Raw genomic sequence first — 15,870 nt, 5'->3', positions numbered from 1 at the left:
CGATGAGGACGATCGACGACCTCACCACCGAGCTCGGTTCCCTCTCCGGCAAGCGCATCCTGGTCCGCAGCGACCTGAACGTGCCGCTGGACAAGGAGACCGGCGCGGTGACGGACGACGGCCGGATCCGGGCGTCGCTGCCAACCTGGCAGCGGCTCCTGGACGCCGGTGCCAAGGTCGTCGTCGTCGCCCACCTCGGCCGGCCGAAAGGCGTTCCGGAGGAGAAGTACTCGCTGGCCCCGGCGGTCGAGCGGGCCAAGGAACTGCTGCCCGGCGTGAACGTCACGCTGGCCGCCGACACGGTCGGTGAGTCCGCCCGGGCCGCCGTCGCCGCGCTCGGCGACGGTGAGCTCCTGGTGCTCGAGAACCTGCGCTTCAACGCGGGCGAGACGAGCAAGGACGAGGCCGAGCGGGGCGCCTTCGCGGACGAGCTGGCGGCCCTGTCCGACGGCTACGTCAGCGACGGCTTCGGCGTGGTGCACCGCAAGCAGGCCAGCGTCTACGACGTAGCGCAGAAGCTGCCGCACGCCGCCGGCGGTCTGGTGCTGGCCGAGGTCGAGGTGCTCAAGCGCCTCACCGAGACCCCGCAGCGGCCCTACGCGGTGGTGCTCGGCGGGTCGAAGGTCTCCGACAAGCTCGGCGTCATCGACAACCTGCTGAACACGGCCGACCGGCTGCTGATCGGCGGCGGCATGGTCTTCACCTTCCTCAAGGCCCAGGGCCACGAGGTGGGCAAGAGCCTGCTCGAGGAGGACCAGCTCGACACCGTCCGCGGCTACATCGAACGGGCGAAGGAGCGCGGCGTCGAACTGGTGCTGCCGGTCGACGTGGTCGCGGCGGCCGCCTTCGCGGCCGACGCGGAGCACGACGTGGTGGCGGCGGACGCGATCCCGGCCGACCGGCTGGGCCTGGACATCGGCCCGGAGTCCGGGAAGCTGTTCGCGGCCAAGCTGGCCGACTGCCAGACGGTGTTCTGGAACGGCCCGATGGGCGTCTTCGAGATGGAGCCGTACAGCCACGGCACCCGCGCGGTGGCCCAGGCGCTGGTCGACTCGGACGCCTTCAGCGTGGTCGGCGGCGGTGACTCGGCCGCGGCCGTGCGCACCCTCGGCTTCGACGAGAAGGGCTTCGGCCACATCTCGACCGGCGGCGGGGCGAGCCTGGAGTTCCTGGAGGGCAAGACCCTTCCCGGCCTGACCGTACTGGAGAGCTGATGGCGGCCAAGGGCAACGGCGCCCCTTCCCGGACCCCGTTGATGGCGGGGAACTGGAAGATGAACCTCGACCACTTCGAGGCGGCCCACCTGGTGCAGAAGCTGGCGTGGACCCTCGACGACGCGAAGCACGACTTCGACGCCGTCGAGGTGGCGCTGCTTCCGCCGTTCACCGATCTGCGTTCGGTGCAGACCCTGGTGGACGGGGACAAGCTCGGTTTCCGCTACGGCGCGCAGGACGTGTCGCAGTACGACAAGGGCGCGTACACGGGGGAGATCTCCGGTGCGATGCTGGCCAAGCTGAAGTGCACCTATGTGGTGGTCGGCCACTCCGAGCGCCGGCAGTACCACCACGAGGACGACGCCCTGGTCAATGCCAAGGCCAAGGCGGCGATCAAGCACGACCTGGTGCCGATCGTGTGCATCGGCGAGGGCCTCGAGGTGCGCAAGGAAGGCCGCCAGGTGCAGCACTGCCTGGCCCAGCTCGACGCCGACCTGGCCGGGATCCCGGCCGAGAAGGCGGGGACGCTGGTGATCGCCTACGAACCGGTGTGGGCGATCGGCACGGGCGAGACGGCCACCCCGGACGACGCGCAGGAGGTCTGCGCGGCCGTGCGCAAGCGGCTGGGGGAGCTGTACTCGGCGGACGTCGCGGCGTCCGTGCGGGTCCTGTACGGCGGTTCGGTCAAGGCGCAGAACGTGGCCGGGATCATGGCGCAGGAAGATGTCGACGGTGCTCTGGTCGGCGGCGCGTCCATCGATCCCGGTGAATTCGCGTCAATTGTCCGCTATCGGGACCATAAGACAGCCTGAGCTGCACGCTCAGGTCTGGTAAAAACCGCGTGTCGGGCGGCGCGCGGCCTCCGATCTGTCCGATCCGGGGCCGCGCATCGCCTACTCTGTGTCCTGAGACTGCTTCCCCACACCTGCAAACGAGATAGAGGTCCGCGTCGTGTCCGTGCTACGCCTGATTCTTCAGGTGCTTCTCGTCATCACCAGCCTGATCCTGACGCTGCTGATCCTTCTCCATAAGGGGCGGGGCGGTGGCCTGTCGGACATGTTCGGTGGCGGCATGTCCTCCAGCATGGGCAGCTCTGGGGTCGCCGAACGCAACCTCAACCGCTTCACCATCGCCATCGGGATCACCTGGGCGATCGTGATCGTGCTGCTGAACCTGATCTACAGGTTCTTCCCCGACGCGTTCTGACGGACATACGGCAACCGGCGCGAGTCCGGGTACTGAAGGAGAGGATTCACGGTGGCGAGTGGCAACGCTATCCGCGGTAGCCGAGTTGGCGCCGGACCGATGGGCGAGGCGGAGCGGGGCGACACGGCCCCTAGGTTCCGCATCTCCTACTGGTGCGCCAACAAGCACGAGACGAAGCCGAGCTTCTCGGAAGAGGCCGGTGTGCAGCCGCCGGAGACCTGGGACTGCCCGCGCTGCGGGTTCCCGGCCGGGCAGGACCGCAACGCCCCGCCTTCGCCGCCCCGCAACGAGCCTTACAAGACGCACCTGGCGTACGTGAAGGAACGCCGGAGCGACGCGGACGGGCAGGCGATCCTGGAAGAGGCTCTGGCCTCGCTGCGTTCGCGCAGGATCATCCGCTAGGTCCGCTCCACGGATCTTGTGTCGATCGGCTTCCGGCCTCGTGCCGGGGGCCGATCGCTGGTTTGGGCCTGTCTTCCCGGTCGCCGTGAAACTGTCGGTGCCCGCGGGCATGATGGAGGTCATGACTTCCACGGCAGACAACACCAGCGCGACACCGCCGCCCCGGCTGGGTGTCGCCTTCGTGCCCGTCGTCCCACCCGAGCGGCTGCGCTCCCTCGTGGTGGCTGCGGAGCAGTCCGGGCTGGACGATTTCTGGGTCTGGGAAGACTGTTTCAAAGAGAGCGGGGTCGCCAGCGCCGCCGCGGCCCTGGCCTGGACCGAGCGCATCCGGGTCGGTATCGGCCTGATGCCCGCCCCGCTGCGTAACGTCGCGCTCACGGCGATGGAGATCGCGACGCTGGAACGGATGTTCCCCGGCCGGCTCCTGCCCGGCGTGGGCCACGGTGTGCAGGACTGGATGGGCCAGGTCGGCAACCGCGCAGCCTCCCCCCTCACCCTGCTGCGCGAGTACTCCACGGCGCTGCGCCGGCTGCTGCACGGCGAGAAGGTCACCGTCGAGGGCAAATATGTCAACCTCACCGACGTGCAGCTCGACTGGCCGCCGGCCACCCCGCCGAAGCTCTACGTCGGAGGCGAGGGCCCGAAGACGCTGAAGCTCACCGGTGAGGTCGGCGACGGCTCGATGCTGAGCTGGGCCGGCTCCGACGAGGAGCTCGGCAGCCGCGTGCAGCTGGTGCTGGAGGCGGCCCGGTCCAAGCCGGGCGGCGCCGCCGGCCACGAGATCTCGGTCGGCCAGATCGCCGCCACCGGTCCCGACGCCCAGGCCCGGGTCGACGCCGAACTACCCATCTGGGGCCGCCGGCCCGGCCCGGGCAACGGCATCGCCGGAGACGCCGAGGCGATCGCGGCCGACGTCCGCCGGCTCGGAGCCCTGGGCTGCTCCACGGTCATCCTGCAGGCCACGTCCGACGAGCCCGACATCGAAGGCTTCATCCGCTTCCTCGGCCAGGAGGTCCGCCCCCTGCTCGGCTGATCGCGGCGGCAGGGAGGGGTCGCCCCTCACTTAGCTGATCCGCGGCGGCAGGAGTTTGCTGCTTGCTTGGCTGATCTGCGGTGGCAACAGGTTTGCTGCTTGCTCAGGTGATCCGTGGCTGTAGAAGGGCTTGCTGCTTGCTTGCTGATTCGCGGTGGCAGGGGGTTCGCTGCTTGCTTGGCTGATCTGCGGTGGCAACAGGTTTGCTGCTTGCTCAGGTGATCCGTGGCTGTAGAAGGCTTGCTGCTTGCTTGCTGATTCGCGGCGGTAGGAGGTTCGCTGCCTACCTGGCTGATCGGGCGGCAGGAGGGTTTGCTGCCTGCTTGCTGATTCGCGGTGGCAGGGGGTTCGCTGCTCGCTTGGCTGATCCGCGGCGGCGGGAGGTTGGCTGTCTACCTGGCTGACCTGCGCGCTCGCCGGGCCTACACCACGCTGCTCCACGGTGGTTCGGGCCCGGCGAGCTCGCATTGGACCGCCGGCCTCCCCAGCGCGGCCTCGCCGCGCTGGGGTCGCGCCGCTGAATGGGCACCATCACCTATCGCGCGGTGTCTGCCTGTTCGCCTCAGAGTGGGTGGAGGCTCGGAGTGCCCGTCCGCCTGGGTGGGTGGTGGTGTGGGTGTGTTCGTCCGCCTGGGGTAAGTGGCGACCTGGGTGTACTTGTCCGCCCCTGGTGTGCCCGTTCGCTCGGGCGAGGTAGCGGCTGTGGGCGTGGATGGCGGCCTGGGTGTGCATGCCCGCCTCAGTGTGAATCTGCGCCTCGGCGTGGGGTGGCCGCCCCGGCCACGGCCGCCCGAACGAGGAGACCACTGCGTCCGCCGAGCCGGCAGCTGATGGAAGGTTCGCCGCGTCCCCCTGGTGGAACCGGCCGACGAGACCACGCACGTTTATTTGTTCGCACGCAACCTCGTGTAGCCGTGGTGCTGGATCGAGACCGGTTACCCATGCTCCATCGAGAACGATGAGGAGCCTTGCGAGCACGGCCAAGCCAGGTCGGCGGTGTTCGGGTAGCGCGGCAGTCGCCCCGTGACGGGCGCCCGGGCCACCTGTCCGCCTGGGTGGCTGTCGGCGTGCCCGTGTGTCTGGGCGCGACTCTCCAGTGGTTACGGCTGTTGTCCCATCTCGACCAGCTGGCCTTGCCGCTCTGCCGGGTCAATTGCGTGAAAGGCCCTGTCCGCGAGGCCTTACGTGTAAACAAAGTCTTGCCACAGCAGGCTTTGTTTACACGTAGAGGCACTGTCTCGGCGGGCCGGCCGCCTGGCCCTTGCGCGTGCCGTAGTGGTGCGTGGTCTGGTTCCGACACCTGCCTCGCCGCGCTGGGCCGCCGTGTCTGCTGGCTCGTTGCGAGCGCCCGGTCCGACGATCTCTGGTCGGCGGATGCTTGTCGTCAGGATTGTTCGTCCCGCGTTCTCTTGCTGGCGTGCTCTCTGGCCGACAGCACCTTCGTTGTCAGATGGCCCGTGTGTACTGGCGGGTTTCACCTGGACGACCAGGATGAGCCTGATTCGCCGTCTCGTTCCGCCGAACGCGCGATCAGGAAGAGGAAGCCGGTATGGGCAGGGATGCGGCACAGCAGGACGGGCAGGTTCATGACGAGGGCGGGAGCGCGCCCGTTCGGCAGGGCCCGGACGGCCAGACATCGAGCCAGACATCGGGCCGGGAGTCGGGCCGGGACTCCGACGACGAGTTCGAGCCCGACCGGGCCGCCCAGAACGAGCAGGCAGAACCGAGCGAGCAGGTAGAACCGAGCCAGCAGGAAGAACCGAACGAGCAGGAGGGGCCGGCGCCGACCGCGCTCCCTCTGATCGAGCCGCCGCGCCTGCGGACCGGGGAGGACCGCTCGGCCTCCCGGCTGGAGCTGTTCTTCGACCTGGCCTACGTCCTGGTCGTCGCCGAGCTCACCGGGGCGTTCGCCCGGGACCTCACCTGGGGCGGGGCCGCGGTGTTCGCCGGGCTCTTCACCGTGATCTGGTGGTCCTGGGTCACCACCACCCTGTACTCCAACCGCTTCGACACCAACGACGTCCCCTATCGGCTGGCCAAACTCGGGCAGACGTTCGCGATCGCCATGATGGCTGCGGCGGCCTCCACCGCCACCACCACCGGTTCCGTCTGGTTCGCGGCCGGGTACCTGGTTTCCCAGATCCTGCTGCTTGCTCTGTACGCCCGCGCCTACCGCCACGTGCCCGACGCCCGCCGCACCCTGTCGATCTACATGGGAGCCACCGGCTTCGGGGTGCTGCTGTGGTCGGTGTCGCTGGCCGTGCCCGGGCCGGCGCGCTACATCCTCTGGGGCGTGGGCATTCTCGTGGAGGCCACGGCGCCGCTGCTGGCCACCCGCTTCGGTGAGCACGTGCCGCTTCACGAGGAACACCTGCCCGAGCGCTTCGGGCTCTTCGCCATGCTGGTGCTCGGCGAGTGCGTGGCGTCGGTCGTGGTCGGCCTGCACGACACCGAATGGCGGTTGGCGTCGTTCACCACCGCCGGTATCGGGTTCGTGATCACTGCGGCGCTCTGGTGGACGTACTTCGATCTGGGCGGGGCTGCTGGCAAACACCGTCTGCTTGAGGACGACCGGCCGGCCAGCGGGCGGCACGACCGGTACGTCTACGGTCACCTTCCCCTGTTCATCGGCCTGGCCGCGGTGGGGATCGGGATCGAGGAGTACATCCTGCATCCCAGCGGCGCACTCACCACCGCCGGACGCTTCACCCTGTGCGCCGGAGTGGGGCTCTTCCTGACCGGCCTGGTTCTGGTGATGGCCGGAACGGCGGCGCGCTGGTCGGCGGCCTGGCCGTGGCCCACGGTCGCGCTGCCGGTGGTGGCCGCGGTGAGCCTGCTGCCGCTCAGCCCGACCCTGACGGCGCTGGGTCTGGCCCTGGTGTTGGCCGCCACCGTGGTGGTGGGCTCGTGGAAACAACAGCACGGGCACATCGCCACCACCGAACCGTGAACCGACCCGCACGACCCGGCACCACCCGTCCACAAGCTCTGGACCGAAGGGCCCACCTGCCAATCGGCCGCTCGGCTCGAAACTGCTCCTGGCGAGTGGAATCCCGCTCTCCTGCGTAGTCGCGTGGTCACAATGGTGCTTCACGGCGATGTGAGGGGCGGCCATGTCCGGTCACGGTTCCAGGCGGGTTCTGCTGGTCGCAGGGGTGAGTGCCCTGCTGGGGCTGGTCCTTGCCCTCCCCACCACGCCCGCCCACGCCAACACAAACTCCACCCCGGTGCCCCAGCACAAGTCCGAGCAGGCCGGGCTCACCCTGCTCGGGGGTTCCTCCGAGGGTTATGCAGTGCGGGCAGGGGTGCCCAACGGCTCCGGTTCCGGGCTCTTCACCGGCGCCCCCGGCGAGGAGTTGATCCGACGCGAACTGCCGGTAGTGGCCGACCGGATGTGGGACGTGACCTTTCTCGGCGTGGTGGACCAGCACCTCGGCTACGTGCTCGACCTGCCCGGCAGCCCCACCCGCTACGAGATGCACCGGATGAACGTGATCAGCGGGGTGGACACGGCTCTGGGAACCGTGAGTTCCCGCCCGCTGGCCTACACCTCGGACAGCTGGATCGGTGCCACCGGCGGCTACCTGATCTCCACCCGCTTCGCCGACGGCACCGTCACCCGCCTCGCCAAGGTCGGCCAGAACCTCTGGAACCTCGACCTGACCACCGACGGCGTGCTGGTCGTGAGCAGTGACAACCAGGGCCAGATCTTCCTCGACGTGATCGATTTCGGCAGTGGCGAGGTCGAGCGGGTGGCCACCGAGACGTCCGTGCTCGGGTACGACATCTCACCCACCACGATCACCTGGTGGAGCAACCAGACCGTGGGCGAGCCGCAGGTCATCAAGATCCGGGAACGCTCCGGGGGGCCGGTGACCAGGTACGAGGAGACCGACGACTACGCCGACAATGTGCCGAAGGTGGCCGGGCAGCAGGGGATCGCCTACCTGTACTGGCGCGACGGAATCTGGCGTCTGCGCACGGTCAGCTCCTCCGGCGTCGCGGAAACCATCGAGGTGCCGGACGATTCGGCCTACCTCATGGCGGACGGGGACCGTTGGCTGTTCGGCACCGGAGGCCGGAGCGAGCACATCGGGGTGTACGAGGTGCAGGGCTCCACGGTGGACCGGGTGGCTACCGTCGGCGCGCCGAACGCACCGGTCCAGGGCATCTCGTTCGCCGCCGGGCGGATCTACTACTCCGACAACCCGATCTTCGACCCCTTCGACTCCAGCCCGCTGCAGACCCCGGCCATGCAGGTCTGGTCGCGCCCGGTCACCGGACTGGGCAGCCCGGTGTTCGGGGACGAGACCGAGGAGGCCGGAACCGCTTATCTACCGGGCGGTCCCGACGACAGCATGTCGTTCTCGGCCGGACGCGGTGTGGTGAGCGGCCCGATCACAGGTGGCACCTTCACCTGGCGTCTTCTCGACCGGGGCAAGACGACCGCCACCGTCAAGCAGGACTGGTCGTTCCAGCCCACGGGCGAGTCGGACGACCGGTATCCCAACGCCTCCGGCCCGTACATGGTCGCCGCCGGGCACGTCTTCGACCCGACGGGCAAGCTCATCTACTCCCGCCCAGGGGCTGCGGCCGGCAACATCGGCGCCTGGTCCGGTACGGACGACCTGTACGGGCCCCGGCTGGTCTACTCCCGTACGGCAAAGAAGCCGGGGTACACCGACATCTGGCTCCGGGACCTCGACCGGCCCAAATCCCGCAGCAATCCCGGCAAACTGGCCACGGTCAAGACGGAATCGCCCAAGGTGACGATCTGGGGCAACACCGTCGCCTGGCAGTCCGGCGGGCGCGAGATCAGTCTGCGCACGCTGAGTTCGGCGAAGGTCCGCAAGATCAGGATCACCGGGCCGCTGGTCGAGCTGACGTCGGGCGAGGGCACCCTGGCCTGGAACGCGAACGCGAAGACGTACACGCTGAACGTGGACGACCCGGCCTCCCGGCCCTGGGCGTACGCCGGCGCCGGGCGCACGCTCCGGCTCGACGACCACTTCCTGGCCCGCCGGGTGAACACCGGCGCAGTGGTGGTCTACCGCAGCTACACCGTGCCCTACCGGCCCCGCCTGATCGGCACCTTCGCCTCAGGGAGCTTCACCCCCAACGGCGACGGCCGGGCCGACACCTGGACGCCCCAGTTCGACCTGTCCAAGCCGGTCACCGGGGTGAAGCTGACCATCCGCAGCACCAAGACCGGAAGTGTCCTGCGCACCCTGACCGGAACCGGCCCGGACGGCAGCATCCGGGACCTGGTCTTCGACGGCCGCAACGCGGCTGGGAAGGAACTGGCCGAGGGCACCTACAGCTGGCAGCTGACCGCATCGGCGCTCGACAGTGAGGGCGCCGCGATCGGCGTCCGAGGCGAGAAGAAGATCGCGGGGACGGTCGGGATCAGCAGGTAGAACGGTCTGCCGATCTTGAGGCGGGCGGTGTCTGGAGCCCGGGCGTGGTTGAGGTGTCAGAGCAGAGCGTGACGGCCGTTACGGAATTTGTGAATGTCGAACGCTTACTGACCGTGCATTCGTCGTGACGGCGGCCATAATGACACGGTGCCCACCAGCCGTCCGGGGGTGCAGGACAGATCTGGACAACTGCTGGTCCTCGGGCGCGGCCAGGCCCGGATCCGGTCAGACTGTGGGCGGCCGTCCGGGCCGTGTCACCGACTGGCCGGTCAGGACGACAGCGTGGTCGTCCGGTCGTTCTCCTGAGCGGAATCGCAGAAAGGCGCGGGGTGTGATCGAGGTGGACCGACCCCGCGAGGACCCGATCGTGGCGAGCGCCGAACTGGCCGAGGAACTGGCGGCCCTGGACGAGATCGTCGGCTTCGACCCGGCCGCGGCCCTGGAGCGGGCCGTGGCGCTCGGCGAGCGGGCCGAGGCGCTCGGCGATCACGACGCCCTGGTCACCGCCCTGCTCTGGCAGGCCGAGGCGAACCAGCGCAACGGTGACCCGGCCGCTGCCTCCAAGCTGATCAACCACGTCCGCGACGCCCACGCCCCGCTCGGCCCCGAGCACGCGGTGCGGGCGGCCTGGCTGATGGCCCGGATCCACACCGACCTCGGCGACCGCCCGACCGCCCTGGAACACGCGATGGACGCGGTGGCCGCGTTCGACGAGAAGGTGCCCCGGCGCCTGCGCACCCGGGTGCTGATCAAGGTCGCCGACCTGCTGGACGAGTTGGGGGCCCACGAGGACTCGCTGATCTGGTACTCCCGCGCCGAGGAGCTGTCCGCCGGGGACGGGCGGATGCACATGCTGGTGGTCAACAACCGGGCCTACGGCGCGCTGGAGGCGGGGGAGGCCGAGGAGGCGCTGCACGAGGCCCAGACCCTGATCACGCTGAGTGCCCGGTACAAGCGGCCGCTCAACGCCGACGCCCTCGACACCGTTGCCCGGATCCATCTGCTGCGCCAGGACCCGGCGGCCGCCGCCGAGACCGCGCAGCAGGCCGTGCAGGCCGCGCAGCAGCTGGAGAGCAAGGTCGCCGACGCGCTGCCGGAGTACCTGCTCACCCTGGCCGTCGCCCAGCGCCACCTGAACCTGCCAGAGGTGGCCGCGATGACCCTGAAGCGGGCCGACGACCTGTGCGGTACCCAGGCCTACGCCCGTACCCGGGCCGACATCCTGCAGGAGCGGGCCGAGGTGGAGGCGGCCCTGGGGGACTACCGGGCGGCCTTCGAGACCCACAAGGAGTTCTACGCGGCCGACCAGGAGCTGCTCTCCCAGCAGCGCGAGGCCCAGGCCCGCGCCCGGCAGACGATCTTCGAGACGATCACCGCCCGGGAGGAGGCCGCCCGCTACCGCGAGGAGGCCCGGCGCGATCCGCTGACCGGGTTACGCAATCGGCTGTACGTGGAGGAACGGCTGCCTGGTCTGCTGGACGGCCGGCGCCCGCCCGGTCAGGTCAGCGCGGCCCTGCTCGACCTCGACCACTTCAAGTCGGTGAACGACTCGTTCTCGCACGAGGTCGGCGACGAGGTGCTGCGTATCGTCGCCGGACTGCTGGAGAACGCGGCCGCGATTCCCGACGCCGGGTCGTTCGCCGCCCGTCTGGGCGGCGAGGAACTGCTGCTGATTCTGATAACTGAGGACGAGTCGGAGGCCTACGCGGTCGTCGAAGGGTTCCGCGCGTCGGTCGAGAGCTACGAGTGGACGAACATCACGCCAGGCAGAATCGTGACGTTGAGCGGGGGCATGACCATGGCCGTGCCGGGCGACACCCGCTCGTCGTTGCTGGCCCGGGCGGATGCGCAGCTGTACGCGGCGAAGTCGGCCGGGCGTAATCGGATCTGCACCGACTGAACCAACAGTTGCGGGCACCAGAACGCGGGCACCAGGGGGAGGAACATGGCGGGCAACGAGGCGCTCGTGGTCCGGCGCAGCGAGAACGCCCGGATCCGGGCCGAGCTCGCTGCTCTCGACGAGCTTGTCGGCTCCCGGCCTTCCGAGGCCCGCCGTCGCGCGCACGAACTGCAGCAGCAGGCCGAGGCCCTCTCCGACGTCGGCGCCGTGGCGTGCGCGCTGATCTGGCAGGCCGAGGCCGCGGGGCGGGAAGGGCATCAGGCCACCGCGGTGGAGCTGATCGACCGCAGTCGCGAGCTCGGCATCGAGCTGGAGCCGGAACTGGTGGTCCGTAGCGAATGGGTGATGTCGCGGGTGCAGAACGACCTGGGCGATCAGGCCGCCGCCCTGGACCGGGTGATGGACGCGGTGGCGGCGTTCGGTCCGGACGTCTCCCGTCGGCTGCGCACCCGGGTGATGCTCACCGGGGCGGACCTGCTCGACGACCTGGGCGCCCGGCAGGACAGCCTGATCTGGTACTCCCGCGCCGAGGAACTGGCCGACACCGACATCCACATGCGCATCATGGTGGCCAACAACCGGGCCTACGGTTCGCTGAGTGCCGGAGACACGGCCGATGCCGAGGCTCAGGCACAGATGCTGATCGAGCTCAGCCGTAAGCACAACCGCCCGCTGAACGCCGGGGTCCTCGACACCATCGCCAACGTGCACCTCCTGCGCGGAGACGCCCGCGCTGCGGTCGAGACCGCCCAGCAAGCAGTGGACGCCACCGGCCAGATGGACACGAAGGTCGCCGATGCGCCTCCCGAGTACCTGCTCACGCTCGCCGTCGCGCAGCGAAGCCTGGGCGAGCCGGCCGAGGCGGCGCTCACGCTGAAGCGGGCCCGGGCGGCGTGCGGGCCCGAGGGGCACGGACGGATGAAGGTGCGCATCCTCGAGCAAGAAGCCGAGGTGCTCGCTGCCCTGGGTGACTTCGAGGGCGCATTCCATGCCTACAAGGCGTTCCACGCGGCCGACCGGGACCTTCTCTCGGCCCAGCGGGAGGCCGCCGCCCGTTCCCGCCAGACCATCTTCGAGACGGACAAGGCCCGTGAGGAGGCCGCCCGCTACCGCGAGGAGGCCCGGCGCGACCCGCTGACCGGACTGCACAACCGGCTGTTCGTGGAGGAGAGGCTGAATCGGTTGCTCGAGACGGCCGGCACGCTCGGGGTCGCGCTGATCGACCTGGACCACTTCAAGTCGGTGAACGACTCGTTCTCGCACGAGGTCGGGGACGAGGTGCTGCGGGTGGTGGCCCGGGTGCTGCAGGCCTGCGTGGCCGAGGCCGGGGGCAACGGCTCGTTCGCGGCCCGGCTCGGCGGCGAGGAGCTGCTGATCGTGACGGCCGACGCCGGCCGCGGGGCCCGGGAGGTGGCCGAGCGGGCTCGCACCGAGGTGGCCGGGCAGGACTGGTCCGGCCTCACCCCCGGCCGGGTGATCACCTTCAGCGCGGGCACGGCCGTCGCCGTGCCCGGGGACACCCGCGCCACCCTGCTCTCGCGGGCCGATGCCCAGCTCTACGAGGCGAAGTCCGCCGGTCGCAACCGCGTGCGGGGTCACTGACCGGGACACCGGCGATGAGTTCCGCCCGGCCCGGCGGTCCTTGTTCGTATGACCACGACACAACCTGATCGAGGCCCGGCGGCGCCGCCGGTGGTCACTCGGGAAGAGTGGCAGAAGGCCCTCGGCGAGCTCCTGGCCGAGGAGAAGAAGCTGACCAGGGCCCTCGACGCGCTCGCTGCGAAACGCCGGCGCCTGCCCATGGTCGCCCTGTCCGACCACGACTTCACCGGCCCGGGCGGGCCGCTGCGGCTGTCGGACCTGTTCCAGGGCCGGTCCCAGCTGGTCGTGTACCAGTTCATGAACACCGGTCCCGACCACGTGTGCCCGGGCTGCGCCACGCTGATCGACAACGTCCCGCACCTGGACCACCTGAACCGGCGGGACATCACGTTCGCAGTGGTCTCCGACATCCCGATCGACCGGCTCCGGCAGCTGGCCTCACGCTTCGGCTGGGCCTTCCCCTTCGCCTCGTCGGCCGGCACCACGTTCAGCGCCGACTGCGGCGCAGGCGACTCCTTCGGCCTGAGCGTGTTCCTGAAGACGCCCGAGGGCATCCACCAGACCTACTTCGCCACTGCGCGGGCGGGCGACCGGATCCGCTTCGACTTCAACATGATGGACCTGGCCCCCTACGGCCGCGGCGAGACCTGGGAGGACTCACCCGAAGGCTGGCCCCAGACACCGCCTTACGAGTGGTGGCGCCCCCGCGACGAGACCTGACCGGCCGGCCCGGACCGCGCTCGCACTGTGCTGGAGGGGAGTGCGAGCGCGGTCCGTTCAGGACGTCTGACCGGTGAACTCCTGCAGACCCAGGGTCTGCAGGAGGGCCAGGGCCTGGCCATCGGCCGATCCGGGGTCGGCGGTGTAGACCACCAGCCTCAGATCACTGCCCTCGACGGTCAGGACGTCGCAGTCCAGGGTCAGCAGCCCGACCTGGGGGTGGTTCACGGTCTTGCGGGTGGAGACGTGCCGGGCCACTGAGCCGCGCTGCCAGATCTCCTCGAAACGGGCGCTCTTCTGGCGTAGCTCGGCGATCAGCCCGCGCAGGTGGCTGTCGGTGGGGTACCGGCCGGTGGCCGCCCGCAGATCCGCGACCGCCGCGCTCTCGAAGGCGGCGTCCTGTTGCGGTGCGGACACGATCCGGGAAGGAAGACCGGTGAAGTGGCGCCACAGCAGATTGCGGTGGCGGCCCTGTTCCCGGCCCAGGTCACCGAGCAGCGCGGTGGCCATCGGGTTCAGTGCCACCAGGTGCCAGGCCGCGTCGAGCACCATGACCGGAAGATCGCCGGCCCGGTCGAGCATCCGCTGCACCCCGGGGGTGAGGTGCCGGTTCACCCGCGTGGCCCGGGGATCGGTGTGGCCGGCCAACCGGAAGAGGTAGGCGTTCTCGTCATCGCTCAACCGCAGCGTCCGGGCCAGGGCCTCCAGCACCGAGGGCGAGGGGTTGCCTGCCCGCCCCTGCTCCAGCCGGGCCAGGTAGTCAACCGAAAGACCGGCCAGCTGGGCCACCTCTTCGCGCCGCAGCCCGGGTGCCCGTCGCAGCGGGCTGACGGGCAGTCCGACGCTCGCCGGAACGAGGCGGTCGCGCCAGGCGCGCAGGCACCGGGCCAGCTCGTGGTCACTCATGAACCTCATGGTGCTCGATCGGGCGGCGCCCGTGCGGACCGAGCCTCGCCCTGACAGTCCTAGGCAGCCAAGGTCTCTCGTGGTGACGGGCCTGGCGGGGCCACGGTGGTGGGGCACCGATCACCTCTGCACCACATGGAGTCGAAATGACCGTCAACCCGAACCACCACCCTGCTCCGATCACCATCCAGGCCCGCCGGCTGGAGGGGAAGGTCGTCCTGATCACCGGCGCCTCGGCGGGTATGGGGGCTGCCGCTGTCCGTCGCTTCGCCGCCGAGGGGGCACATGTCGTCGCCGGGGCCCGGCGTACCGACCGGCTGCAGGCCCTGGCGCAGGAAATTTCCACCGATGACAGTCAGGTGATCGCTGTGCCGCTCGACGTCTCGGACGAGGCCTCCGTACAGGCGGCAGTCGCGGTGGCGGTCGATCGCTTCGGCAGGCTCGACGGAGCGCTGAACGCGGCCGGGGTCACCAGCGACGGCACCCCGGTGCACGAGAAGCCGACCGCCGTGTACGACCGGATCATGGACATCAACGCCCGCGGTGTCTTCTTGTCCATGAAGTACGAGATCCAGGCCATGCTGGCCGCCGGCGGCGGGTCGATCGTGAACGTGTCCTCGATCGGCGGCCTGGTCGGGGTGGCCGGGATCTCGGAGTACGTGGCGTCGAAGTGGGCGGTCCACGGTCTCACCAAGAGCGCCGCGCTCGAATTGGCTCCGCTCGGCGTCCGGGTGAACGCATTGGCCCCGGGCTCGACCCGGACCGAGATGTGGGACCAGCTCCCGCACGAGTTCCAGATGCACCTGGCCGGCCTGGCGCCGATGAACCAGATCGCCCTGCCCGACGACATGGCCCGGGCGGCGCTGTTCCTGCTGTCGGACGAGAGCCGCTGGACCACCGGTGCGGTGTTGCCGGCCGAGGGCGGTCACCACGTAGGGCGGTGAGCTGCGTCGGTCCGGCCCCGTCGGAGCGGACGGGGCCCGGAGAGACGCCGATACCGAACTGTGACCGCGGTCGCAGACGGGGCCGGTTTTCGTGGCGCCTGGACGCTGGTAATGTTCTCCAAGGCCCTTCACCGCTCCCCCTGAGTGGGCGGTGAGGCTGCGAGGAGCAACGGACGTGTGAACGGCCGGTCCCGCAGTTGGTGGCCTTCATCCGCAGCAATGTCGAGGTAAATCTCGCGTGTTCCCCTCGGGGAGTGCCAGGGGTGTGCTTTGTCTATTGCCGTTGATGAATGTTTTACCGCTGGTCAGGAACGCGAAACGCGGATTTGACCGGCTGAACGAAGAAGGGCTAATGTTCTTCTCGTCGCCCCGAGCGAAAGCCGAAAGGCCGGAGAACGGGAGCGTCCGCTCCTTGAGAACTCAACAGTGCATCTGAACAACCGATGCCAAATCGGCCAGAAGATTTTCTGGTCACTTGGCTGATGGTCTCTGGTTCGTCAGGTTTCTCCGACCCCCGTCGGGTGCC

General features: G+C 69.6%; 13 protein-coding genes. 11 read left to right on the top strand and 2 right to left on the bottom strand.

Annotation, left to right across the window (positions count from 1 at the left end):
* The first annotated feature begins 2 nt into the window (after nt 1-2).
* The 5 genes from QSK18_RS20790 to QSK18_RS20770 all read left to right on the top strand — a co-directional run bounded on the left by QSK18_RS20790 (nt 3) and on the right by QSK18_RS20770 (nt 3,855).
* Nucleotides 3-1,214, top strand: coding sequence for a phosphoglycerate kinase (locus tag QSK18_RS20790; protein WP_285622085.1), 1,212 nt, complete (start codon nt 3-5; stop codon nt 1,212-1,214).
* On the top strand, nt 1,214-2,026 hold the full coding sequence (gene tpiA / locus QSK18_RS20785; RefSeq protein WP_232814827.1) for a triose-phosphate isomerase: 813 nt from the start codon (nt 1,214-1,216) through the stop codon (nt 2,024-2,026). The genes QSK18_RS20790 and tpiA overlap by 1 nt, the downstream gene beginning before the upstream one ends.
* 139 nt (nt 2,027-2,165) lie before the next feature.
* Entirely contained in the window at nt 2,166-2,420 is a 255-nt protein-coding gene (gene secG, locus QSK18_RS20780; RefSeq protein WP_232814828.1) for a preprotein translocase subunit SecG, read from the top strand.
* A gap of 51 nt (nt 2,421-2,471) precedes the next feature.
* On the top strand, nt 2,472-2,822 hold the full coding sequence (locus tag QSK18_RS20775) for an RNA polymerase-binding protein RbpA (RefSeq protein ID WP_285622081.1): 351 nt from the start codon (nt 2,472-2,474) through the stop codon (nt 2,820-2,822).
* 121 nt (nt 2,823-2,943) lie between these two features.
* Nucleotides 2,944-3,855, top strand: a complete 912-nt coding sequence (locus tag QSK18_RS20770) for an LLM class flavin-dependent oxidoreductase (protein WP_285622078.1) — start codon at nt 2,944-2,946, stop codon at nt 3,853-3,855.
* A 531-nt stretch (nt 3,856-4,386) separates the two neighbouring features.
* Here the strand turns inward: QSK18_RS20770 and QSK18_RS35990 are convergent.
* The gene (locus tag QSK18_RS35990) at nt 4,387-4,833 is read right to left on the bottom strand and encodes a class I SAM-dependent methyltransferase (RefSeq protein ID WP_352396606.1); all 447 of its coding nucleotides are present in this window, start codon (nt 4,831-4,833) and stop codon (nt 4,387-4,389) included.
* A gap of 571 nt (nt 4,834-5,404) precedes the next feature.
* Between QSK18_RS35990 and QSK18_RS20765 the strand changes: the two genes are divergently transcribed.
* The 5 genes from QSK18_RS20765 to QSK18_RS20745 all read left to right on the top strand — a co-directional run bounded on the left by QSK18_RS20765 (nt 5,405) and on the right by QSK18_RS20745 (nt 13,494).
* The gene (locus QSK18_RS20765; protein WP_285622075.1) at nt 5,405-6,805 is read left to right on the top strand and encodes a low temperature requirement protein A; all 1,401 of its coding nucleotides are present in this window, start codon (nt 5,405-5,407) and stop codon (nt 6,803-6,805) included.
* Between the two features lie 163 nt (nt 6,806-6,968).
* Nucleotides 6,969-9,272, top strand: a complete 2,304-nt coding sequence (locus tag QSK18_RS20760; protein ID WP_285622072.1) for a FlgD immunoglobulin-like domain containing protein — start codon at nt 6,969-6,971, stop codon at nt 9,270-9,272.
* 331 nt (nt 9,273-9,603) lie between these two features.
* Nucleotides 9,604-11,172: a GGDEF domain-containing protein gene (locus QSK18_RS20755; protein WP_232814833.1), complete on the top strand. Its 1,569-nt coding sequence runs from the start codon at nt 9,604-9,606 to the stop codon at nt 11,170-11,172.
* 45 nt (nt 11,173-11,217) lie between these two features.
* Nucleotides 11,218-12,774 carry a GGDEF domain-containing protein gene (locus tag QSK18_RS20750; RefSeq protein ID WP_232814834.1) on the top strand — a complete coding sequence of 519 codons (1,557 nt, stop codon included), beginning with the start codon at nt 11,218-11,220 and terminating at the stop codon, nt 12,772-12,774.
* Between the two features lie 48 nt (nt 12,775-12,822).
* Nucleotides 12,823-13,494, top strand: coding sequence for a DUF899 family protein (locus QSK18_RS20745; protein ID WP_352396602.1), 672 nt, complete (start codon nt 12,823-12,825; stop codon nt 13,492-13,494).
* A gap of 57 nt (nt 13,495-13,551) precedes the next feature.
* On the opposite strand, the gene QSK18_RS20740 is transcribed toward QSK18_RS20745, so the two are convergent.
* Nucleotides 13,552-14,400 carry a helix-turn-helix transcriptional regulator gene (locus tag QSK18_RS20740; protein ID WP_232814836.1) on the bottom strand — a complete coding sequence of 283 codons (849 nt, stop codon included), beginning with the start codon at nt 14,398-14,400 and terminating at the stop codon, nt 13,552-13,554.
* Nucleotides 14,401-14,546: 146 nt separating this feature from the next.
* Here QSK18_RS20740 and QSK18_RS20735 point away from each other — a divergent pair, with 146 nt between their 5' ends.
* Entirely contained in the window at nt 14,547-15,344 is a 798-nt protein-coding gene (locus QSK18_RS20735) for an SDR family NAD(P)-dependent oxidoreductase (protein WP_232814837.1), read from the top strand.
* Nucleotides 15,345-15,870: the final 526 nt, after the last annotated feature.

Source organism: Kineosporia sp. NBRC 101677 (assembly GCF_030269265.1).
In the GTDB taxonomy this organism is placed as follows: Bacteria; Actinomycetota; Actinomycetes; order Actinomycetales; family Kineosporiaceae; genus Kineosporia; species Kineosporia rhizophila.
Note: the sequence above shows the minus strand (reverse complement) of the source record. Positions and strands in the feature narration are given on the sequence as shown.